The sequence below is a fragment of the Streptomyces sp. NBC_01445 genome, assembly GCF_035918235.1.
GTDB lineage: Bacteria > Actinomycetota > Actinomycetes > Streptomycetales > Streptomycetaceae > Streptomyces.
Genome location: NZ_CP109486.1, coordinates 464,018 through 484,924, shown reverse-complemented (window position 1 = coordinate 484,924; position 20,907 = coordinate 464,018). Strand labels below are relative to the sequence as shown.

The window sequence follows — 20,907 nt, the reverse complement described above, 5'->3', positions numbered from 1 at the left end:
TGCATTTCACCCTGTACGGACCTGTGTACATGAGCCAGTACTCCGACATCAGGGGGTGCTTCCTTCGTCGAGGTGGTGGTGCTTGAACCAGTACGCCGCCCACTTGGCCGACTCGCCCATCAGCGAGCTGCCTGTCCTGTTGTCGACGGCGGTCAACCCGGACCCTGATTCGGCGGGCGGTTCACGGGACGTGGTGAGTTTCCCGAAGAGCACGGACATCTGCGAGTCGTCGCGCAGGTCATGGCCGAGCCCGAGCAGCCCTTCACGGACAACGTCGTCAACGGTCCGTTCGCCGGAGTCGGCGGTGCCTGGGGTGAGCGAGGCAATGAGCTCCTCCACCGGAACCGACTCCGGGTCGATAGGTCGAGGGCCCGCGTACAGCACGAACGCGGCGGTGGGCAGGGCTTGAATGAAAGGGCCGTTGATCTCTTCCTGCGGCCAGGCCGGCTCGATCAAGGTCGCCGAGCGGCGCACTGCCGGGTTCCACCGGGGACTGCGCCAGTCATCCGCCGGCATCAGCGTGGCCAGCCGGCCCGCCGCCCACCACAGATCCCGCATGTCCACCATGATGCCAACCTAGGGTTCCCCGCCGTGATGTGTCTCGCCTTGGTGGATTCGCCAGGTGGAACGCGTTGAACTCCGAGCTGTCGGCGATTTCCTCCGCGATGCCCCGCAGCGTGGGGCGCCCAGCGTACGACCGCGGGCGGCGCGGTCGTCACCGGCGTTCTGTGGATCCAGCCGCGGTGTCGAGCAGGGCACCGGCAGTCAGGGCTACCCTGCCCCGAAGTGTGCGGTGGCGAGCACCGTGCCGTCGGCGGAGGTCAGGCGGGCGCCGGAGAGCGTGGACGCGTTCACGGAGGCTGGGGCGCCCCAGTAGCCATAGCCGTGGTGCAGGGTGAAGGTACCGACGCGAACGGTGCTGCCGTCCTTGTGTACCAGCACGCAGGAGACCTTCCCGCCGTACATGTTGCCGGCGTCCGCGAGGTCAACGGACATGTAGACCCAGGTCTGCGGCCCGCGATGGAGGTAGATCTCGCCGACTGGCCCCTGGCCGTGCCCCACCGCGGTCAGCTGCGCATGCAGCATTCCGGCGCCGACCTCGGCGGGACGGGAAGGAGCGGCCGCCTCATTCGAAAGGACCGTGCCGACGGCCCAGCCGCCGAACCCGAAAGCCAGCGCGAGCGCGGCCGCGGCGGCCGCGAGCCGTATCCGGGCACGGCTGCGGAACCCCTTGCGAGGGAGGAGCCCCCGGCCGTGCAGGCGGCTGCGGTCGTCATGTGCCGCCGCCTGGCGCAGCCGCCGCGCCACCCGGGTCTCGAACCCGGCCGGCGGCTCGCTGCCCGGCAGCAGACCGAGCAGACCGTCGCCGACGAGGGTCAGCTGCTCGACGTACTCCCGGCAGTCCGCGCAGCGGTCCAGGTGCTCCACTGCCCCGGCCCGCTGGCGGCCAGGGAGGACGCCCAGAGCCAGCTCGGCGCCGATCTCCCGCAGCTGTTCGCAGGTCACGTCATTACCCATGGTCGCCTCGCTTCGGAGACACGAGCGTGGACCGCAGCTTTCCCATGGCGGCCCTGATCCGTGTCTTGGCCGTGCCCAGCGGGATCTGCTCCGCATCGGCGATCTGCTGGGCCGTCATCCCGTAGATGCCCGCCATCACCAGAGCCCGGCCCTGTTCGCGCGGCAGCCGCGCCACGGCGGAACGCAGGGCCGCCGATGCTTCGTCGGCCAGGGCCAGCCGCTCGGGCGTAGCGGTGTCGGTCACGACGTCGAGGAGTGTGTCGAGGTCCTCAGGGGCCACAGGCACCGGTCGGCGCGCTCGGGCGACGTCGATGGCGAGGTTGTGCGCGATGGCCGTCAGCCATGTCGTCACCGATCCGCGGCGGGAGTCGTACATCTGCGCGTGCCGCCACGCCCGCTCGAACGTCTGCTGGGAGACGTCCTCGGCGAGCTGTGGATCGCCCAGGACCGCGATGGCGACGCCGAAGACGGTGTGCTGGAACCGCCGCACGAAGGTGGCGGCGAGCTCGGGGTCGCCCGTTGCCAGCCCGGACAGCAGAGCCTCGTCCGGGAGGCGGCCGACCGGGAACCGGAAACTCTGCATACCTAGATATACGGTCCGCCCCGGCCGGCGGATTGCCAGGCGGCCACGGAAGATCACCCTCACATTCTCTCCCGATCCCGCCGCCGCATCCACGGGCCGAGGCAGTCCCTCCCCCTGGCGGCGCCGGCGGACATCACCTTCGGTTCCTGCGGTGATGACATCCGCCCGGTCATCTGCCCGCGGGCACCGTGCTGCGGAACGGGGCGGAGGGGGCGTGCGCCGACCGAGTGCCGTACCAGGCGAAGAAGGCGACCAGATACATGCCTTCAGCGATGATCGACAAAACTCCGTACGGGGGGTCCCAGCCCTGTTCGTGGTAGCCGGGCAGCCCGATGGTGCGCGAGAGGGCGAAGCCGAGGATCATGCCACCGCTGACCAGGGCGCCGGCCCACCATGCCGTTACGGAGTTCCGTAGCGCCAGGGCGCCGGCGGTGAGGAGCAGCGCCACGCCGCCCGCAATGAACAGGATCCCTATGTACAGCGTCTCCGCAAGGTGCTCAGGGGCGATGACGAGGTGGACCACGGCGCTGAGTAGCGCGCAGCAGACGGCAACCCCTGTCGGCGCTGCGGCGGCGGAACGGGAAGACATCAGATACCTCCTGACCAGGAACCGTCGACGGCAGACCAACGCCGCGCAGGTGCCTGCAGGTGGGACCCCGATGGGGACGTAGACGTCGACGGGAACTGTGGGCTGGGGCCGCTGGCCGTCCGCCTGGACCGACGAGCCGGCTTCATGTGAGGTATACGGGACATGCTGGTGAACGGTTCATGATCGGCCATGGAGCCGGGCCGACTTCACTTCTGTTTCGGATGAATCATGAACTCATTTCGCGGTAGCGGCGTATATCCACTACAGCAATTCCTCTCCAGCGTTGTTCAACTAAGGAGGGCCGCAACCATGAGCGCCCCCATCCTTCGTCGCGGTGCCGCCGTCCTGGTAGCGAGCGCCATCGCCGGTACCGCCGGTACCGCCGGTGTTGCCCTGGCCGGTCCGGCCGCCGCCACCCCGGACCCCAACGGGCACCGGGTGATCGTGGTCGTCGAGCGGGGACACGAATTCTGCCGCTACGGCCACCGGACGGTCGTCATCATCGTGAAGAAGGACCACCGAGTCACCGTCATCCGCAAGATCGTGCGGTGTGACATCCGCCGGCACGATGACTTCTTCTTCCGGCACCACTTCGTCAAGCACGTCGAATTCCGCCGAGCCCACCGGTTCAACGTCGACAACAACCGCGTCCACGTCATCCTGCCGAAGACACCGCTGCGCGTCACCACACCGACCACGCCGCCGCAGGTTTCGGTACGGACCGGGCCGAGCCAGGGCTGACCGGCGGGGGCGCCAGCGTCCCCGTGTTGCGCTCCCTGATCCGATAGCCGTAAAGGGTCGGAGGGTTGTGCCTTATGGTCACCGGGGTCCAGGTAGGGTCGGCCCCCGGTCGCCTGGCACGAGAGCGTCGCGGCCGACCCTCACTTCGGGCACGTATTTGTACAGCGTCGTGCGGGAAGCGCCGAGCAGCTTCGCGATTGAGGTGACCGTGTTCTCCGGTTGAGGAGCGCGGGTGCGCCGGATCTGTTCCGCGTTCATCGCGGGCGGCCCGGCCGATGCGCTCGCCGCGGGCGCGGGTGCCCTTCAGTCCTCGTGGGCGTGACCCAGATACGCCACCTTCTGTGACATCCCAGGTCAGGGACAAGATTGTCAGTGGAGCGCGCCATCATGCGTCCATGAGGCTTGTGGGGTACATCCGCGTCAGTACAGAGCGCCAGCTCGACGGGTACGGGCTAGATGTCCAGGAGAAGAACGTGCGCCGATGGTGCCGCGAGGCTGGCCACCGGCTCGGCCGCACCATCTACCGGGACGAAGGACGCTCCGGAACCCTGGAGAGCGCCGCCCCCCCCGGCCGATGCGCTGACCGAGGTTGAGGACGGAACCGCGGACGGCATCGTCGCTCCGACGCTCGACAGGTTCGCCCGCACCCTCGTTGTCCAGGAGGCCACCCTGGCGCAGATCTGGAAGCACGGCGGCTGCGCCTTCACCGCAGACACCGGGGAGGTCCACCCCGACGACCCGGACGACCCAATGCGGACCGACATGCGTCAGATGATGGGTGTCTTCGCTCAGTTGGAGCGGTCGATGATCGCCGCCCGACTCCGCCACGGCCGACGCGAGTAGGCGGAACAAGGCGGGTACGCCTACGGATCCCCGCCATACGGCTGGCGTACCCACCATAAAGAACTCACTCCGGAGGAGCCCGAGCAAGCCTGATGCGAACGAGGCCCATCCAGACAACCAGTCCGCGTCGGTGAGCTGGTCTTTGCCGAGGCAGAAGTGGGCGTTGTTCGCTTCGCCGTTGGTCTCCATGACACAGCTGAAGGTGACGGCATACAGGCCGTCCTCGGGAGCCGTCAGGTTCCAGACCTGGCCGCTGCTGTTGGCTTTGGCCATCAGACCGACCTGGACGACCCGGGCGACGTCGCTGCCGTCACCGCCCACGGCCGGACATCGCTGGAAGCCGACATGGCAAAGGCCGGGTGCTCCTGACCCTGGTGAATTTGGGGGGCTGGACGCGGACCCGGTCACTGCGGCCTCCGTGCTCGCCTTCACCACGCTCCAGGCCGTCGAGCAGGCGCTGCCGGAGTACCGCGGCAGCGCCCTCGGCCAGCTGGGCCGGACCGAGGAAGCCGAAGCGGAGGCGCGCCGGGCGTACAAGACCGAGCAGAACCGCCGCTGGTTCAAGCACAACCCATACGGTGCGGATGCCGTCGCCGCCGCGACGAAGGCCGCCGACGCCGCCCGCGAGCGCACCGCCCAGCACCTGCTCGCGGTGCGGCTGGAGCAACTGCGCGAGCAGGCGCTGGGCGGTACGGAGACAACCCCGACCACACCGTGGATGGACCGCCTGCCAGAAGTCGCCGCCCGCCCACTGCACAGCGACGTTGCCACCGTGGCGTACGAGCCGGGCTCCGGCCAGCTCGCCGTGTGCCCGGACTCGGCGGCCTGGGCGACGAAGACCCGACTCGAGCGGGCCCGCGTCATCGAGGTTGCCAAGACGGCCGCGGTGCAGGGGTCGGCGGCGCCTCGGCCCACAGCCTGAACAGGGCCGAGGACTGGCCCGAGAGCAGCCACCACAACGAAGGAGAACGCATGTTTCATTTTTGGGGTAGTCAGTACGGCGCGGGCGTCGGATGGTTGGATGCGGGTGTCCGGTCATGCCGCGGTTCGTTGGCCTTACAGCGGGCAGCGGCCGTGCCGTTGACGGACAGGCACGGTTCGAGGGGATGGAGGGCCGGCCGATGACTGACCGCAGCGCGATCGAGTGGATCGAGGCGACGTGGAACCCGACCACGGGATGCGACCGCGTCTCCGACGGGTGCGACAACTGTCTTGCACCTGAAACGCTGGTTCTGTACGCCGACATGACATGGCGGCCCATTGGCGACGCCAAGGTCGGCGACGTTCTTGTGGGGTTCACGGACAACCCAGGAGCTGCCCAGCCAGACTCCCTCCCGATTCCAGGCGGCGCTTCATGACCGACTCCGAGGAACTTGCAGGAAATTGCAGCAAGTCACCGCCATGGCGGTGACCGTCTGCTCGCCGACGACGGCCCGAGAGGAAACCCATGACTACCGACGTCGACGTCCTTGTGCTGGGCGGCGCAGGTGTGGACACGATCGTGCACGTTCCCGAACTGCCGCTCCCCTTCGCCGACAGCTACATGATTCGGCCAGGCATCGAGACCCGCGCGGGACAAAGTGGCGACTTCGTCGTGCTGGGGCTAACCGCCCTGGGACTGCGCACCCATCACCTCGACATGATCGGCGATGACCACGAGGGGGACCTGGTCCGCGCCCTGCACCGCGACCGAGGCATTCCGCTCACGGCGATCCCCCAGCCTGCGGGCACCAAACGCGCGGTCAATTTCGTCGCCCCCGACGGACGGCGGCTCTCCTGCTACGACGACACCCGCTCCGGCGCCGACGACCGGCTGCCCGAGGAGACGGTACGCGAGATCGCCGCGGTCAGCCGCCACGCGCACGTCGCCATCACCCCCCCATGCGCGCATGCGCTGCCCCTCCTGCGGGAGGCCGGGCTCACGGTCTCAACCGACCTGCACAACTGGGACGGCGTCAACCCATACCACGAGCCGTTCGCTCTGGAGGCGGACCTCGTATTCCTGTCCACCACGGCCCTGGCCGACCCACAGCGCACGATGCGCGACATCGCCGCGCGTGGCCGGGCCCGGATCGTGGCCGCCACTGCCGGTGCCGAGGGAGCTTATCTGCTGGCCGAGGGAAAGCTGACACACGTTCCCGCCGTCACGCCTCCCGCGCCGGTCGTGGACTCCAACGGCGCCGGCGACGCCTTCGCCTCCGCTTTCCTGCTCGGCTGGCTGAACGGCGAGGACCCGCTGCGCTGCGCACGGAACGGCTCCATCGCCGGGGCCCATGCCTGCACCGTCCCCAGCACGCGCACCGACGCCATCACCCGCGCCGAACTCCTCGCACGCGCGACAAAGATGGAGCCCGCTCACATTGTGCCGACACCGACCGAGGGCGCCGAGCCCGCTGCGGACCTCGCATAACGGCCCTGACAGCCAGGGGCCCTCCGGATACGACGTGGTTCATCCTGTACTGGAATCCCAGCTGAGCGGGGACCCTGCCGCGGCAGCAGCGCCGAACCGGCAGCCCCCGGAGCAGGCGCCAGCCTTTCAGGGCGGCCATGGCCCGCTCGCCGATGCAGCGGATCTTGGCGTGTGGTGCCGTCGCTTCCATCGCTTGAGGCGGCGGCCCCTGAACGGGACTCGGACGGACCGCCGCCGCCCTGGTACGCCTTGTCTGCCCAAGCACTTCACTCCAGCCTCGGTGGGCGCGTCGATGATTCCGTGGCTGCGTGCGGCGGTGAGATCGTGGGTCGAGCCGGGCAGCGCCGCGTATTCCCACAGCAGCCGGCCGAACGGTCGGTGAGGACCTGGACGTTCATGCCGTGGCGCTTATGTTTCCCGGAGTGGTGCGGGGTGTCGGCGGCCACCCGGTCGATCGGCAGCAGGGTGCCGTCCAGGATCGCGAACGCCTTCACCGTGGCCGTCGTCATCGCCTCGGTCAGGTCCGGGGCAAGGGTGGCCAGGGCAAGCAGGGCCTGGCGTCCGGCCGCCTCCGAGCTGCTCCACGGCACCTTCACCGCCGCGCCCACACCGGAGGGCGGATACAAGGTCGCACTGCGGGCCACGTCCCGGCCCGACTGATCAGTGGGATTCCCTGTATACGTGTGCTGCGGCGAGCAGGAGATAGGCGGCGGCGGTCCAGGTGTACGCGCGGTCGCGCAGCCCGGTCCCGGTGAGGGCGTCAAAGTTCTCCGCGAAGCCGTGGGTCTCGCACAGGGTGCGGAAGCGGGCGCTGATGTCGTCCGCGAGCCGGAGGTGCCCGGCGCGGCGCAGCCCGTCCTCGACGAGGACCGTGGCGGGGGCCCAGATGGGCCCGCGCCAGTAGCCGTCGGACAGGTAGTGCGGCGAGGAGGGGCATTCGGTGGCCAGGCCGTGCGGGGTGAGATGGGCCTCGATGCGGGCGGCCAGTACGTTGCTGATCCGGGCGGGGAGGTGTTCGCCGACCACGATGGGCATCAGGTCGAGGAGGCTGGCGCTGGACCAGGTCTCGCCGCTGTTGACGCCCTGGGTGACGAAGCGGTCTTCGCGCCACAGCTGGTCGAGCATCGCCGTCTGGATCTCCTCGGCGGCGCTCGCCCAGCGTTCGGCGCCATCCGAACGGCCCAAGTCCTGGGCGAGGGAGGCCAGTTCACGCATCTGCAGGGCGAGGAAAGCGGCCAGGTCGGCGGTGACGACGACGCGTTCCGGGTCGAAGGCGGTGGCGTTGTCCCAGCCGCTGTCGTTGCCGTGCTGGTAGTGGGGGAGTGCGGCGCCGGGTGCGCGGCGGGCAGTGAGCCAGAAGTTCGTCCAGCGCTCCAACCGATCGTACGTGGCGGCCAGTTCGTTCTGCCCGAGGGGCATGGTCAGGCGGCGTCGAAGATGCCCGAGCGTCCACCCGTGAATGGGCGGCTTGACGAAGTTGCGCAGGACTTCGGAGTGCGTGACCGAGTCGGGCAGCGCCCCCGTCTCGTCCTGGTGGTCGAAGGGCAGGTGGTACTGGTCCCAGGCCAGTTCGGGGCAACCAGGCGCCAGGGCAAGGGCGTTGAAGCAGTGGTCCCAGCTCCAGACCTTGTCCATCCAGTGCTTGGACATCAGCACGGCGGGCCGGGTGACCAGAGAGGCGGGGCGTACGGTCGCGGACCACAGGACGTAGGCGGCGAGTTCGGCCGCGGGCGTGGCGGCCGAGCGCCACGGAGCCACCGTGTCGGCGAAGTCCGTGAAGGCGTTCTGCGCCGCCTCGACGATCTTGGTGAAGGCGGCCGACGCCACGTACCGAGGGCGGGCCGTGTCGATCTCCTCGACCGCGATCTCCCAGGGCCCGTCCCCCTCGGAGCCGATGGTCAGTCCGCGCTCGGCGGCGCCCAGGCTCTGGCTGCCGAAGGCGGCGACCGTGCCGGACAGCACGGTGACGCGGTAGCGGCGCCCGGTCTCGTACGACGTGAAGACGTGCGCGTCGGCGGCGGCGTCGTGGAAGAAGTAGGTTCCGTTGAACGGGGTCAACGTCCCTGCTGCCGCCGCGAGGTGAAGACTCAGCCCCTCGCCGCGCAGCCGCACGCTGTCTGGAGACTGGTAGGCGAGGTCGACGCGGCCCGCGGCGCCGAGCCAGCTCAGCAGGCCCGGGGTCGCCTCCACGCGGGTCTCCGCCCGGTCGCCCGTCGCGGGGTCGAGAGGCATCAGGCGCAGGACGGCGTGCATGCCGTTCTGGTGCGAGACGAGGTGGAGGTCGTCGGCGTGGGTCTTCTCCGCCACCACGGGGGAGAGGTCGAACCAGGACCCGTACGTGCTGAACGGGATGTCGTGGACGGAGAAGGCCGGGCCGGGACGGGCGGCGGTCATGTGGTGTCACTCGTTTCTCGGGCAGGGGGTGACCACGGCGTCGAGGGGCCATGGCGAAGGGGAGATCAGTCCTTGACCGCGCCGGCGGTGACACCGGCGGCGACGTAGCGCTGAGCGAGGACGAGGATGACGGCCGCGGGCAGCGAGGCCAGGACGGCGGTGGCCATGATGGCGTTCCACTGCTGGTTGTTGTTGCCGATGTAGTGGTAGATGCCGAGCGTGATCGGCTCGTGGGCGCCGCCGTTGGCAAGGGTGCTGGCGAACACGAAGTCGGACCAGGACCACAGGAACGCGAAGAGCGACACGGTGACCACGGCGTTGCGGCTCATCGGCATGACGATCGACCAGAACGTACGCAGCGGGCCCGCGCCGTCGGTCCGCGCGGCCTGGAGGAGTTCGCCGGGGATGCCGGACATGAACGCGGTGAAGATGAGCACCGCGAAGGGAACGGCCAGGGTGGAGTCGGCGACGATCAGCCCCGGCACGGTCCTGAGCAGCCCGAGCTGGAGGTAGATGGCGTAGAAGCCCATCGCCATGATGATGCCGGGGATCATCTGGGCGGCCAGCAGCACGAAGCTCAGGACGCGGCCGCCGCGCGGGCGCAGCTTGGCCAGCGCGTACCCGGCGGGCGCGGCCAGCGCCACGGTCAGGGCGACGGTCCCCAGGCCGATGACCAAACTCGTCCCCAGGTACGGCAGTTGCTCGTCCAGGACGGTGCGGTAGCCGGTCAGGGTGCCGTGCAGCGGGAGCAGGTCGGGCGGGCTCTTGCGCATGTCCGTGTCCCTGGTGAGGGACACGTTCAACATCCAGTAGACGGGGAAGAGCATGACGGCGGTCAGGACGACGCCGATCGTGGTCTTGAACCAAGTGGTCCTTGTGCGCGCATGAGTTCGACTCACGACAACGCCTCCTGTCGCCGCTGGACCCGGATGTAGACCAGGCCGAAGACCAGGGCTGCGACCACGAGCAGGTTGCCGACGGCGGCTCCCGGCCCGAAGGCGGGCAGCATGTTGCCGAAGCCGAGTTGGTAGGACCAGGTGGCGAAGGTGGTGGACGCGTCCGCCGGGCCGCCCTTGGTCATGATCCAGATGATGTCGAGGACCTTGAGCGTGTAGATCAGGCCCAGCAGCAGCGTGATCGCGGACACCGGGCGAAGAAGCGGGAAGGTGATGCGCCAGAACCGCTGCCAGGCGTTCGCCCCGTCGAGCGCGGCGGCCTCGTACAGGCCGGAAGGGATGGACTGCAGGCCGCTGTAGAGCACGACCAGGTTGAACGGGACACCGATCCAGATGTTCGCGATCACCACCGAAGTCAGCGACCAGGACGGCGACGTGAGCCAGTTGACCGGGTCGACACCGACGGCGTGCAGGGCGGCGTTCACGATCCCCGAGTCGCTGTTGAGCATCCACGACCACGTCGACGCCGACACGATCAGCGGCAGCAGCCACGGTACGAGGAACAGGGCTCGCAGGGTCGCGGCGAGCCGGAAGTGCTGGTTGAAGAAGACCGCGAGGGCCAGCCCGATCGCGTACTGGAAGGCCAGGCACACGAAGGTGAAGACGGCGGTGTGGAGCAGGGCCGGGGCGAAGGACGGGTCGTCGAGGACGGTGCGGTAGTTCTTCAGGCCCGTGAACGGTGCGTCGCCCTGGACGAAGGAGCGGACGGTGTAGTTGCGCAGGCTCAGGTCGAGGTTGCGGTAGAGCGGATACGCGTAGAAGAGGACGAGGTAGACGGTCACCGGGGCGAGGAACGCCCAGGCGGCCCACTGGGTGGAGGCGGGCCGTCGTCGCTTCTCGGCTGAGGGCGGGGGAGTGGGGGCCGGCTCGGCGGGGACGGGCGTGGGCCGGGGGAGGTCCGGCGGATGTGTGGTCTGCTTCATCGGCGTCATGTCACTTGACCGCGCCCTGCGCCGAACTCAACGCGTTCTTCGGCGACTTGGACCCGCTAAGAGCGGACTGCACGGCCTTCCACAACTGCTCGGAGATCTTGGGGTACTTGGTGCCCAGGTCGTCACTGGTGCGGCCCTTGGCCGCCTTGACCGCGGCGACCCACGGCTTCAACTCGGCGTTGTCTGCGACCTGTTTGTCCTGGACCTCGCTCGTCGGCGCCACGTAGGACAGGGTGGTGTCGGTGGCGTAGATGTTGGTGGTGCTGGTCAGGCAGGCCGCCAGCTTCTTCGAGGTGGCGTAGCGATCGGTGTCCTGCTGGACGGGGATCGTCACGAACTCGCCGCCGGTCGGTGCCGCGGCGGCGCCGCCCATGGCGGCGGGGATCGGCAGCACGCCGTAGTCGAGGCCGGCCTTCTTGGCGTTCGCGAGCTGCCAGGTGCCGTTTTCGCCGAAGGCGTAGTCGCCGCTCGCGAACTCCTGCCAGCTGGTGGTCTGCGTGTTGTTCAGTACGGAGTTCGGGGCGTAGCCGTCCTTCAGCCAGTCCTTCCACAAGGAGAGCGCCGACTCGGCCTGGGAGGAGTCGAGTTGGGTCAGCTTCGCGCCCGCGCCCCAGAACCACGGCAGGAACTGGAAGCTGCCCTCCTCCGTGCCGATCGCCGAGAAGGTGATGCCCTTCTTGCCCGCCTTCTTTACCTTCGCGAGGGCGGCCGTCAGTGACGGCCAGTCCTTGACCGAGGCGATGTCCACTCCGGCCTGCTGAAGGACCTTCTTGTTGTAGTAGAGGGCAAGGGTGTTGGCGCCGATCGGTGTGCCGTACGTCTTGCCGCCCGACTGCCCGGCGGCGAGCAGGTTGGCGTCGACCTTCGAGGTGTCCAGCTTGGTGTCGGCGGTCGAGGTGAGGACGCCCCCGTCGGCGAGGGTGGAGACCACCGGGTTGTCGACGACGAGGACGTCCGGCGCGTTGCCCTGCTGCGCGGCCAGCAGCGTCTTGTTGGCCAGGTCGCTGGTGTCGAACCCGGTCCGCTTGACCTTCACGCCGGCCTTGGCGCCGCACTGGTCGAGGAGCTTCACCCAGGCCGAGCTCTTGGCGAACTGCGGATAGGGATCCCAGACGGTGTACGTGCCGCTGTCGGCGTCCTTGGAACCGGCGCTGCCCGAACCGGAGGAACAGGCGGTCGCGCCGGCCGTGACGGCCAGGGCAGTCAGGGCCGCGACGACCAGGCGGCGTTGTCCGGAGGAGCTGTTCATGGCAGGGGTCCTTTGGTTTTGGGCATGCGGGTGCCGTGAGCACGGCGAACGGGGCCGGGCGGAGGGGATGGGTAGGTCAGTCGGAGGTGGCGGGCCCGGTGCTGGCCCGCAGCGAGATCGGCGGCGTGAGCAGATGGTGCCGGGCCGGTGCGTCGGGCTGATCGAGCCGCTCCATCAACAGATCGACGGCGAGCCGGCCCATCTCGGCGGCCGGTACGTCGGCGGCGGTGAGCTGCGGTGTCACGGTCTCCGCCCAGCGGCTGGCGACGACGCCGGTGACGGAGAAGTCGCGCGGCACGTGGCGGCCCGCCCGGGCGAGCCCGCGGTACAGGCCGCCCAGCGCCGCCTCGTTCAGTGTGACCAGGGCCGTGGTCGCCGGGTCGTCGTGCAAGATGCGCTCGACGCAGCTCTGCCCCGACGCGGCGTCGTCCCCGCAGCAGTACGCGCGGACCGTGAGCCCGCGCTCCGCGGCGGCCTTGGTGAAGCCCTCCAGGCCGTGGTGCGCCGACTCGTATCCCGAACGCAGCAGCTGCTCGGGCCTGTTGACGAAGGCGATGCGGCGGTGGCCGAGGTCCGCGAGGTGGTGCACGCACGCCTCCGCCAGCGCCGTGTGATCCAGGCCCACCCACCAGCCGTCGTCGTTGTGCGCGGTCCGGCCGATGGCGACCGCCGGGAAACCCACCGAGGCCAGGTGGTCCACCCGGTCGTCCTCGAGCCGGATCTCCATCAGGATCGCGCCGTCGACCCGCCGCTCCCCGAGCAGCCGCTGGAAGGAACGGTCGCTGTCCGCGCCGCTCGGGGACAGCAGTACGTCGTAGTCGCAGGCCGCGGCGGCCTCCACCACGCTGCCGATGAAGTCCAGCTGCATGCCGGTGTAGTGGTTCCCGGCGGGCGGGAAGACGAGACCGATCGTGCTGGTGCGCCCGTTGGCGAGAGCCCGCGCACTGGCGCTCGGCCGGTAGCCGAGCTCGTCGACGACACGCTGGATCTTGCGGCGCGTCTCCTCCGACACCGGGCGCTTGCCGCTCAGCGCGTACGACACGGTGCTGCGCGAGACACCGGCCAGCCGGGCTATCTCACCAATGTTCACGGCAACTCCTCACGGGACGAGCGGACACCGGCCACTCGTCGAACCGGTTCGCGTGGAGTGAACGTAGGGAGGGGCTGTACGCCTGTCAAGACCCCCTGCATGACCTACCAACTCGCCTGAAATGGCGGAAAGTTCGTTTTGCGCGAGGGATTGAAGGCGTCTTCGCCCGGTGCTAGCTTGCCGAACCGGTTCGACGAACTGATCCTTCCGGCGCCCGTACTGGCTTCAGCGCCGCAACAAGTCCCCGCACCAGGGCAGTTCCCCCACCTCACCCGCACCGGTCGAAGACGAGGACTCATCCATGTCATCCGCTGACAGACCATCCCGGCGCCGGGCCCCGGCCGCCGTCACCCTGGCCCTCGGCGCGGGCCTGCTGGCCGCCCCGGCCGCCCCCGCGCAAGCCGCCGACCCGCCCGGGCCGGCCGTCCACTACACCTTCGACCAGGACGACCTCGCCTCCGGAAAGATCACCGACGCGTCCGGCAACGGCCGCACGGCGACCCTGGTCAACGGCTCCACCGCCCAGTCCGTCACCGGCGCCGACGGCGGCAAGGCCCTCGCCCTGCCCGGCGGCGCGTCCACGTCCGACGGCGCATACGTCCGTCTGCCCCGCGAAGTCCTCGCCGACAGCGCTGACTTGACGGTCTCGGCGCGCGTGAAGTGGAGCGGCGACAAGGCCCCCTGGCAGCGCGCCTTCGACCTGGGCACCGACACGTCGAAGTACCTGTTCACGACCCCGTACAACGGCGACGGGCTGCTCCGCACCTCGGTGACCACCGGCGGAGGCGGCGCGGAGGCGCAGGTGTCCGGGTACGCCCCGCTCCCCGCCGACGCGTGGCGGACGATCACCGTCACCCTCGACACCGCGGCCCAGCGGGTCACCACGTACCTCGACGGCGTGCCGGTCTCCTCCGCCAAGTCGACCGTCAACGCAAAGGATCTGCTGGGGAGTTCGGCGACGACGGCCGGCTACCTTGGCAAGTCCTTCTACGCGGACCCCCTCTTCAAGGGCGCGATCGACGACTTCACCGTGTGGCATGCGGCGCTCAGTCCCGAGCAGGTGGCGGACACCGTCGGCGGACAGCTACCGACCCTCACGGAGTTGTCGAAGACGACCTTCGACGTGCGTACGACGACGGGTACGGCCCCGTCGCTGCCAGCGGCCGTCCGCTCGTCCTACTCCGACGGCTACGAGCGCGACGCACCCGTCACCTGGGACGCCGTGCCCTCCGACAAGTACGCGCGACCAGGCGCCTTCACGGTCGCCGGCACCGCGGCCGCACGCGCGGTGAAGGCAACGGTCACCGTGGTCCGCGAGGGCGCACTCACCGTCGACCTCGGCTCCAACACGGGCGCGTTCCACGGCGGCGCCTCCGGCACCCTCTACGGCGTCTACGGACCAGACGTCCCCACGAACAACCTCATCGAGGGCATGGGCCTGCGCACCGTCTCCACCAAGGCACAGGACGGCCCGCAACACCCGGGCGCCGACGCCCTCGACGTGGTCAAGCCGCTGGCCGACTCGACCGACGGCGACGTGTACATCTACATGACCGACATCCACCGCGGCTTCCCGTACCAGTGGCCGGGCGACACCCCCGAGGAGAAGCTGAAGCTCTACAAGGAGAAGATCGCCAAGCAGGTCGACCAGGTCCTCCAACTGCCGAAGCAGTACCAGGACAACATCGTCTTCGTGCCGTTCAACGAGCCCGAGGGCAACATGTTCGGCACCGGCGAGTGGAGCTACGACAAGGTCAGCTGGCTCAGCGACCCGGACGCGTACTTCGCCGCCTGGGGCGACGCGTACAAGCTCATCAAGGGCAGGATGCCGGACGCCCGGATCGCGGGCCCCAACACCAGCGTCCTGTACTCCCAGGTGAAGGGCTTCCTCACACACGCCCTGGCCACCGGCACGCTCCCCGACGTGATCACCTGGCACGAGCTCAGCCACCCGGAAGCGGTGCGCCAGAGCGTCGCCACATACCGCACGTGGGAGAAGGACCTGTTCAAGGGGACGGACAGGGAAGGCACTCAACTCCCCGTCAACATCAACGAATACGCTTTCAACTACCACACCTCGGTGCCCGGCCAGATGATCCAGTGGGTCTCCGCGATCGAGGAGTCCAAGGTCGACGCCGACATCGCGTACTGGAACATCGACGGCAACCTCTCCGACTCCGCCGTGCAGTCCAACCGCGGCAACGGCCAGTGGTGGCTGCTGAATGCGTACGCCTCCATGACCGGGCACACGGTGCAGGTGACGCCACCCTTCCCCGGCCAGAACTACACGATGCAGGGTGTCGCCACCCTCGACCGCGACAAGCGACAGGCCCGCCTCCTCTTCGGCGGCTCCACGGGCCAGGGCCACATCACGGTTGACAACATCCCGAAGAAGCTCTTCGGAGAGCAGGTGCACGCCTGGGTCCGTGAGATCGACTGGAGCGGACAGATCGGCGACAACACAGGCCCGAAACTGCTCACGGAAACGGACCTGAAGGTCTCCGACGACGGCAAGGCGACCGTGGACTTCGGCGACGGCGCGCTGCCGAGGCTGAAGGAGTCGTCGGCGTACGAGATCATCCTCGGCCCGTCCACCGGAAGGGTCACCAACCCCCAGTCCCCGCCGGTGAGTTGGCAGGCGTCGTACGAAGCGGAAGACGCCGCCCACACCGGGTCCGGGTACACGAAGAACGGCCCCGAGGGATCGACCTCCGACGTCTCGAAGTTCTACACCTCCGGCGGCTACGACGTCGGCGGCCTGCGCACCGGCTCCGACGTCACCCTCGACTTCACGGTGGACGTCCCCGAGGACGGCCGTTACGACCTGAGCGTCTTCGCCAACTCCCTCAACACCTACGACAAGGTGAAGGAACAGGGCCCCACGAACGTGTTCCTGAGCGTGGACGGCGAAGCGGCGAGCGAGCAGGAACTGAACCTGCCGCTCGGCTACAAATGGGTGGTCTGGGACCACGCCGACACCAAGGTGAAGCTCACCAAGGGCAAGCACACCCTGACGCTCGCCGCGAAGAGCCTCGACGGCAAGCGCGCCACCAAGGGCGACGCCATCGTCGACCGCCTCACCCTCGCGCTGCCCACGCCGTCGGCCACCACTCAGGTCCACGAGGGCGAACTGGCCTGGCTGGGCGGCGGGGCCCGCCCCGTCTACGACACCGGATCGGGAGCGGCCCGCCTCGCCAAGAACCAGACGGCCACGTTCTGGGTCTCCTCACCAGCCGACCGCGAGGCAACCCTCAAGGTCGACACACTCGTCGGCACCGGCGCCCGACTCGCCGTCAACGGGCACGACGTCCTGAGCCTGTCCAAGAAGCACCAGAGCGTGGCGGTGTCCCTCTCCGGCGGCCTCAACAAGGTGACGCTGACGGGGACTTCGACCCCGACCCTCCTCGACCGCCTCACCGTCACACCCACCGAGGGCACGCTCACGCCCCGTACGTACGAGGCTCAGGACGCGGCGCTCGCTGGCTCGGCCACACTGACACCGCTCTCGCACGCCACCGACGGCACGGTGATCACCGGCATCGGCGGCGACCCCGGCAACGGCAACACCGCGACCTTCACCGTCCCCGCCGATCGCGCGGGCCTGTACGCGCTGCGTATCCGCTACTCCAACCCCGAACAGTCCGAGGCCACCCACTACAACCCGGACCCTCTCGCCCGCCACGCCGACCTCTCCGTCAACGGCGGCGCGGCCCGGCGCGTCGGCTTCCCCCACACCTTCCACAAGAACAACTTCTGGGAACTGACCGTCCCCGTCCACCTCAAGAAGGGCGAGAACACCCTCACCTTCCGCTCCGAGGAACTCCCCAACTTCGACGGCACCACCTATGCCTCGGACACCTTCCCTGACACCCTGCTCCGCTCCCGCTACGCCCCGCTGATCGACCGGATCGCGGTTGCGCCCTACGCACGCGAGGTGTCGTGAGGTAGGTGCGCCGCGGCAGGGGAAGCGAAGCCGGGCGAGTCGACCTGGTCGCCCGCCCGGCTTCGCGTGCGCGGGCGAGTTGGGCGTCGCCGCGTCCATGGCGACGGTCGCCGGCGCATACGGCAGGGCCACCGGCACCATGCCAACCAGCTTCCCGATCAACCATGGCACGATCTCCTTCGACCCCAAGCCGACCGTCCCGGCCGTTCCGCAGTGGGTGCTGCGCGACATTCTGGGTGTCACCGGACCGAAGTCCGGCTGCGGCATCAACGTCTGCGAGGCCTGCACCAGCCGCCCGCGGCAAAGCGGTCAACCCCTGCGCCATCCCGGTTGAGGAGCTGACGTCCGACGACGAGGTCACCCCGATCGGACATCTCCCGACGGGCGAGGGGCGGCTCGGGGGCGCCTGCGTATGAGGTCAGGATGTGCGTGCTGTCGGCGTGGAAAGAGGGCGTGGGCCGCGTTCATTCCGATGATTCCGCCGACGGCCGGGGTCTCGGGCTCGTACGTGGCGGTGGTCCAGCTCTCGATGTGATGGCGCAGTGCCATGGCACCGAGTCGGTAGCTGATGGCATCGCGGATCTCGCTCGGGTCCGCGCCGGGGAGGGCAGGAAGCGCAGGCGCCAGCCGGGCGGTTTCCGCATGAACCACCACTGGCTGAGGAGCCCTTGGTCCTGGGCGGCGTGGAGCAGGGGCAGGAGGTGGTCGTGGACGACCTGGTCGGATGCCGACTGGTCGTGGAACCGGATGCGGGCCATGAACCAGCCGCGGTTGGTGTCCTGGTCGGCGAGGGCCATGCGGCCGGCCTGCTGGAAGAGGGCGAGGGCATCGTCCAGGTCCTGAGGCTCGATGCCGGTGGAGTGGGCGACGTCTTCGAGCGGCTTCCCGCTGAGGACGGCGAGGACGGCCTCGTACGCTTGTGGGGCGGTCACCGGTTGTCCCTCCGGGAGGGCGAGTTGAGCAAGAGGCTGGCGTCCCATCCGCTGCGCGGGGCGTTGTCGGTGGCGATGGAATGCAGGGCGAGCGTGAGTCCGGCATCGCCCTCCAGGAAGCCGTTGCCCTCGGCCCGCCGCGGTATTGCGTGGCTGTTTGGTTCAGCAGGGTGCGAAGCAGGTCGGGAGCGGCGACGAGTTCAGGGTCGGCGGCGTCGCGGGCGGCGTTCCAGAGCGTGTGTACGAAACCGGCCACCCATGGCACAGGCTTGTGTCGATGATCTGGCGCACCTGCCTTTCGTCGGCGAGGCACCCGATGAGGGCGCGCTCCGCGGTGGCTCGTCGGGTCCGGTTGCCGGTGGCGAGCGCGGCGAGTTGGAGTGCGCGGGCGATGCCGGAAGTGCCGTAGCACCAGGACGGCCGGGATGGTCCGGCCTGAAGAGGGCGGTGTTCGGCTAGCTCGCCCAGCGTGATCCACCGCGGCCACCAGGGACCGGCGGGGGAGGGCTGTTCCCATTCGTCGAACCAGGCGCAGATCCGTCCACTGGCACACTTCCCCGCTCTCACCGTTCAGGGAGAGGCCGTGGACGGTGTCGTCGGGGTTGAAGGAGCAGAACGGTATCCAAGATGGTTTCCACAGCACCAGCGTGTCCTCGGTGTCGTCCGCGCCGTTCTCCTCCTGGAACCGCATCTGCATCTGGTAGACCTCGATCACGGCGTCGAGCGGCATCAGGGCCCAGCCGCCCAGCATGAGATCCGAACCGTCTACGCCGCTCTCACCGACGGACAGCCGCCACAGCGCCTTCAACTCCTCTGGAACGCTCATGCCGAAGGCTTCTTCCAGAGCCACGATCTCGTCGTCGGAGGCGCCGGGCTTGAGGACCGCGTACGACGGCGGAGCGCCAATCGGATGTCGGACCTCGGGGTCACCTTCTCCGTCACGTTCCCGGACGGTCCTTCGGGCGATCGGGCCCGCGCCATCCTGCCGCGGGCGGTGAAGACCTCGCACGACCGGCTGCGCACGGTCAGCCGGACCGTCGAGGCGGGCACGCCCTGGTGGGGGACGGTGCGATCCGGCTCGATTCACCGGGCTGGATCGCGCGCGACCCGGACGCGTAGCAGGCACTCCGCCGCGTCGCGGGCGCAGTATCAGTGCACATGTGCCCGGCGTTGTCGCGCGACCGGGGCGGGCTCGGCCTTTCGCCGAGCCCGCCCCGCCGGCTCCCTACCGGGGCCGGACCCGTGTCACGCTGTCAGCGCTGCAGTGTCAGCAGACCCGGACGGTAGGGTAGGAGGCCGTAGTCGCCGCCGGAGTTGGGGCTGCGTCCCTGGTAGAGCAACTGCAGATTGCAGGGATCGACGGTCATGGTCTGATCGGCGCTGGTGCGGAGCAGTTCGCCGTGGCTGATGTCGTTGGTCCAGGTGGCGCCGCTGTTGGCCTTGCCGGCGAAGGGGTTGCTCTCGGTCGCGGCCTGGGGTGTCCACGAGCCGTTGAGGCTGGTGGCGGTGAACGAGCGGAAGTAGCGGCCCTGGGAGCCGATCGCCTCGACCATCATGAGGTAGCGGTTCTGGCCCTGGAGCTTGTAGACCTGCGGGGCTTCGAACAGGTTGTTCGTCGTATCGCTCATGACCACTGTCGAGTTCGCGCCGAAGCTGCTCGGAAAGTTCCCGATCGGCATGCTGGCCCGGTAGATCTTGCCGTTGTCACCGGCGAAGAACAGGTACATGTTCGTCCCGTCACCGATGAGCGTCTGGTCGATGGGTCCTGTTCCGGAGCCGGTGATGCTTCCGGAGAAGAGCACCTGCGGTGATGACCAGCCGTTCGGGTTGGTGGGGTCGCTCGACGTCCGGTAGGAGAAGGCGGTCCCGCCCCACTGGTAGGTGAGCACCCAGATGTTCTTCGGCGCGAAGTAGAAGAGCGTGGGCGCGACGGTGGCGGAAGACATCGTGTTCTGGCTGGCCGAGGTCATGTCCGACCAGTTGGTGAACAGGCCGAAGTTCATCGAACCCCAACTCGTCCCCGTGTCGTGCGTCGTCGCGTAGACGAGCTGCTTGCCGTTGTACGGGACGACGGTGAAGTCCTTGAGCGAGGCCCATCCTGGCTTGGGCTGCGCCAGTGCACCCGTGGAGGTCCAGCGGTACGTCGACGGAAGATCGCAGGCGCCGGGAGTGTCCCCGCCGACCTTGACGAGCTTCCACTGCTGGTTGGTGCCGCCCCAGTCGTCGTACTGGACGATGTTCGCGCTGTCGGCGGTGGAGGCGCCTTGTACCTCGAGGGCCTTGTTGCTGTGGCGCGAGATGAGCCTCACGTAGCCGTCCGAGCTGTCGGCCAGCCGCCACTGCTGATTCGTGGCGTTGAGGTCGGTCCACTGGACGATCGCGCCGCTGTTCGCGGCGGACCAGTTGTGGACGTCCAGCACCTTGCTCGAGTGGCGGGACTTGATGCGGTAGTAGCCGTCCCCGGAATCGACGAACTGCCACTGCTGCTGGTTCTGATCGTTCCTGGTCCACTGGGTGATGCGGGCGCCGTCGGCGGTCGCCAAGTTGTAGACATCCAGGGCCTTGCCGCTGTTGCGGTTGACCAGCACATACGAGGCGTTGGTGTCTACGGTCGCCGCGCTGGCGGGATGGGCACCGAGGAAGGTGGCCACGAGCAGGAAGGGCGCCAGGACGGCGAGTAAACGTCTCAGGCGGACCGAGGACGGTTGGCGGAACCACATCAGAGGG

Annotated in this window: 19 protein-coding genes and 4 pseudogenes; 9 read left to right on the top strand and 14 right to left on the bottom strand. The window is 68.9% G+C overall.

Features of this window, described 5'->3' with window-relative positions:
- Positions 1 to 48: 48 nt before the first annotated feature.
- The 4 genes from OG574_RS50390 to OG574_RS50375 form a co-directional block, all read right to left on the bottom strand.
- Positions 49 to 567 (bottom strand): hypothetical protein, encoded by a 519-nt coding sequence (locus tag OG574_RS50390; RefSeq protein WP_326779081.1) that lies wholly within the window; start codon positions 565 to 567, stop codon positions 49 to 51.
- A gap of 204 nt (positions 568 to 771) precedes the next feature.
- On the bottom strand, positions 772 to 1,518 hold the full coding sequence (locus OG574_RS50385) for a hypothetical protein (protein ID WP_326779080.1): 747 nt from the start codon (positions 1,516 to 1,518) through the stop codon (positions 772 to 774).
- The gene (locus OG574_RS50380; RefSeq protein WP_326779079.1) at positions 1,511 to 2,101 is read right to left on the bottom strand and encodes an RNA polymerase sigma factor; all 591 of its coding nucleotides are present in this window, start codon (positions 2,099 to 2,101) and stop codon (positions 1,511 to 1,513) included. The genes OG574_RS50385 and OG574_RS50380 overlap by 8 nt, the downstream gene beginning before the upstream one ends.
- Before the next feature lie 169 nt (positions 2,102 to 2,270).
- Positions 2,271 to 2,690 carry a hypothetical protein gene (locus tag OG574_RS50375; RefSeq protein WP_326779078.1) on the bottom strand — a complete coding sequence of 140 codons (420 nt, stop codon included), beginning with the start codon at positions 2,688 to 2,690 and terminating at the stop codon, positions 2,271 to 2,273.
- Positions 2,691 to 2,999: 309 nt separating this feature from the next.
- On the opposite strand from OG574_RS50375, the gene OG574_RS50370 reads away from it, so the two are divergent.
- From OG574_RS50370 to OG574_RS50350, 6 genes and pseudogenes are all read left to right on the top strand, one after another.
- Positions 3,000 to 3,431, top strand: coding sequence for a hypothetical protein (locus tag OG574_RS50370; protein ID WP_326779077.1), 432 nt, complete (start codon positions 3,000 to 3,002; stop codon positions 3,429 to 3,431).
- 395 nt (positions 3,432 to 3,826) lie between these two features.
- The gene (locus OG574_RS52995; RefSeq protein WP_398378050.1) at positions 3,827 to 4,024 is read left to right on the top strand and encodes a recombinase family protein; all 198 of its coding nucleotides are present in this window, start codon (positions 3,827 to 3,829) and stop codon (positions 4,022 to 4,024) included.
- Positions 4,011 to 4,274: a recombinase family protein gene (locus OG574_RS50365; protein WP_398378102.1), complete on the top strand. Its 264-nt coding sequence runs from the start codon at positions 4,011 to 4,013 to the stop codon at positions 4,272 to 4,274. Before OG574_RS52995 ends, OG574_RS50365 begins: the two co-directional genes overlap by 14 nt.
- Before the next feature lie 418 nt (positions 4,275 to 4,692).
- Positions 4,693 to 5,196: a hypothetical protein gene (locus tag OG574_RS50360; RefSeq protein ID WP_326779075.1), complete on the top strand. Its 504-nt coding sequence runs from the start codon at positions 4,693 to 4,695 to the stop codon at positions 5,194 to 5,196.
- Positions 5,197 to 5,395: 199 nt separating this feature from the next.
- A pseudogene (locus OG574_RS50355) lies at positions 5,396 to 5,491 on the top strand (DUF5131 family protein); the annotation flags it as partial.
- A 230-nt stretch (positions 5,492 to 5,721) separates the two neighbouring features.
- Entirely contained in the window at positions 5,722 to 6,684 is a 963-nt protein-coding gene (locus OG574_RS50350) for an adenosine kinase (protein ID WP_326779074.1), read from the top strand.
- 70 nt (positions 6,685 to 6,754) lie between these two features.
- On the opposite strand, the pseudogene OG574_RS50345 reads toward OG574_RS50350, so the two are convergent.
- The 6 genes and pseudogenes from OG574_RS50345 to OG574_RS50320 all read right to left on the bottom strand — a co-directional run.
- Positions 6,755 to 7,241 (bottom strand): annotated as a pseudogene (locus tag OG574_RS50345) (transposase family protein); the annotation flags it as partial.
- A gap of 103 nt (positions 7,242 to 7,344) precedes the next feature.
- Positions 7,345 to 9,078: an amylo-alpha-1,6-glucosidase gene (locus tag OG574_RS50340; protein ID WP_326779073.1), complete on the bottom strand. Its 1,734-nt coding sequence runs from the start codon at positions 9,076 to 9,078 to the stop codon at positions 7,345 to 7,347.
- A 65-nt stretch (positions 9,079 to 9,143) separates the two neighbouring features.
- Positions 9,144 to 9,905 (bottom strand): carbohydrate ABC transporter permease, encoded by a 762-nt coding sequence (locus OG574_RS50335; RefSeq protein ID WP_326779466.1) that lies wholly within the window; start codon positions 9,903 to 9,905, stop codon positions 9,144 to 9,146.
- A 68-nt stretch (positions 9,906 to 9,973) separates the two neighbouring features.
- Complete coding sequence (locus OG574_RS50330) at positions 9,974 to 10,957, bottom strand: carbohydrate ABC transporter permease (RefSeq protein WP_326779072.1); 984 nt, start codon at positions 10,955 to 10,957, stop codon at positions 9,974 to 9,976.
- Positions 10,958 to 10,967: 10 nt separating this feature from the next.
- On the bottom strand, positions 10,968 to 12,215 hold the full coding sequence (locus OG574_RS50325; protein ID WP_326779071.1) for a sugar ABC transporter substrate-binding protein: 1,248 nt from the start codon (positions 12,213 to 12,215) through the stop codon (positions 10,968 to 10,970).
- A gap of 76 nt (positions 12,216 to 12,291) precedes the next feature.
- Entirely contained in the window at positions 12,292 to 13,305 is a 1,014-nt protein-coding gene (locus OG574_RS50320; RefSeq protein WP_326779070.1) for a LacI family DNA-binding transcriptional regulator, read from the bottom strand.
- A 301-nt stretch (positions 13,306 to 13,606) separates the two neighbouring features.
- On the opposite strand from OG574_RS50320, the gene OG574_RS50315 reads away from it, so the two are divergent.
- Both OG574_RS50315 and OG574_RS50310 read left to right on the top strand, forming a co-directional pair.
- The gene (locus OG574_RS50315) at positions 13,607 to 17,248 is read left to right on the top strand and encodes a LamG-like jellyroll fold domain-containing protein (RefSeq protein WP_326779069.1); all 3,642 of its coding nucleotides are present in this window, start codon (positions 13,607 to 13,609) and stop codon (positions 17,246 to 17,248) included.
- A gap of 97 nt (positions 17,249 to 17,345) precedes the next feature.
- Positions 17,346 to 17,582 carry a hypothetical protein gene (locus OG574_RS50310; protein WP_326779485.1) on the top strand — a complete coding sequence of 79 codons (237 nt, stop codon included), beginning with the start codon at positions 17,346 to 17,348 and terminating at the stop codon, positions 17,580 to 17,582.
- Positions 17,583 to 17,712: 130 nt separating this feature from the next.
- Here the strand turns inward: OG574_RS50310 and OG574_RS50305 are convergent, their stop codons facing one another.
- The 3 genes and pseudogenes from OG574_RS50305 to OG574_RS52990 form a co-directional block, all read right to left on the bottom strand.
- Positions 17,713 to 18,180, bottom strand: coding sequence for a lantibiotic dehydratase C-terminal domain-containing protein (locus tag OG574_RS50305; protein WP_326779068.1), 468 nt, complete (start codon positions 18,178 to 18,180; stop codon positions 17,713 to 17,715).
- Between the two features lie 162 nt (positions 18,181 to 18,342).
- Positions 18,343 to 18,747: a lanthionine synthetase LanC family protein gene (locus tag OG574_RS50300; RefSeq protein WP_326779067.1), complete on the bottom strand. Its 405-nt coding sequence runs from the start codon at positions 18,745 to 18,747 to the stop codon at positions 18,343 to 18,345.
- Positions 18,728 to 19,087: pseudogene (locus OG574_RS52990) on the bottom strand (SMI1/KNR4 family protein); the annotation flags it as partial. The pseudogene OG574_RS52990 and the gene OG574_RS50300, both read right to left, overlap by 20 nt.
- Here OG574_RS52990 and OG574_RS50290 point away from each other — a divergent pair.
- A pseudogene (locus OG574_RS50290) lies at positions 19,082 to 19,249 on the top strand (OsmC family protein); the annotation flags it as partial. The pseudogenes OG574_RS52990 and OG574_RS50290 overlap by 6 nt on opposite strands.
- Before the next feature lie 184 nt (positions 19,250 to 19,433).
- On the opposite strand, the gene OG574_RS50285 reads toward OG574_RS50290, so the two are convergent.
- A complete protein-coding gene (locus OG574_RS50285) occupies positions 19,434 to 20,900 on the bottom strand; it encodes a non-reducing end alpha-L-arabinofuranosidase family hydrolase (RefSeq protein ID WP_326779066.1) in 1,467 nt (488 codons plus the stop codon).
- Between the last annotated feature and the right edge of the window lie 7 nt (positions 20,901 to 20,907).

Excerpts from the sequence above, each read along its gene's own strand:
- OG574_RS50390 (WP_326779081.1), bottom strand. The coding sequence starts at position 567 with ATGGTGGACATGCGGGATCTGTGGTGGGCGGCGGGCCGGCTGGCCACG.
- OG574_RS50385 (WP_326779080.1), bottom strand. The coding sequence starts at position 1,518 with ATGGGTAATGACGTGACCTGCGAACAGCTGCGGGAGATCGGCGCCGAG.
- OG574_RS50380 (WP_326779079.1), bottom strand. The coding sequence starts at position 2,101 with ATGCAGAGTTTCCGGTTCCCGGTCGGCCGCCTCCCGGACGAGGCTCTG.
- OG574_RS50375 (WP_326779078.1), bottom strand. The coding sequence starts at position 2,690 with ATGTCTTCCCGTTCCGCCGCCGCAGCGCCGACAGGGGTTGCCGTCTGC.
- OG574_RS50370 (WP_326779077.1), top strand. The coding sequence starts at position 3,000 with ATGAGCGCCCCCATCCTTCGTCGCGGTGCCGCCGTCCTGGTAGCGAGC.
- OG574_RS52995 (WP_398378050.1), top strand. The coding sequence starts at position 3,827 with ATGAGGCTTGTGGGGTACATCCGCGTCAGTACAGAGCGCCAGCTCGAC.
- OG574_RS50350 (WP_326779074.1), top strand. The coding sequence starts at position 5,722 with ATGACTACCGACGTCGACGTCCTTGTGCTGGGCGGCGCAGGTGTGGAC.
- OG574_RS50340 (WP_326779073.1), bottom strand. The coding sequence starts at position 9,078 with ATGACCGCCGCCCGTCCCGGCCCGGCCTTCTCCGTCCACGACATCCCG.
- OG574_RS50335 (WP_326779466.1), bottom strand. The coding sequence starts at position 9,905 with ATGCTCTTCCCCGTCTACTGGATGTTGAACGTGTCCCTCACCAGGGAC.
- OG574_RS50330 (WP_326779072.1), bottom strand. The coding sequence starts at position 10,957 with ATGAAGCAGACCACACATCCGCCGGACCTCCCCCGGCCCACGCCCGTC.
- OG574_RS50325 (WP_326779071.1), bottom strand. The coding sequence starts at position 12,215 with ATGAACAGCTCCTCCGGACAACGCCGCCTGGTCGTCGCGGCCCTGACT.
- OG574_RS50315 (WP_326779069.1), top strand. The coding sequence starts at position 13,607 with ATGTCATCCGCTGACAGACCATCCCGGCGCCGGGCCCCGGCCGCCGTC.
- OG574_RS50310 (WP_326779485.1), top strand. The coding sequence starts at position 17,346 with ATGGCGACGGTCGCCGGCGCATACGGCAGGGCCACCGGCACCATGCCA.
- OG574_RS50285 (WP_326779066.1), bottom strand. The coding sequence starts at position 20,900 with ATGTGGTTCCGCCAACCGTCCTCGGTCCGCCTGAGACGTTTACTCGCC.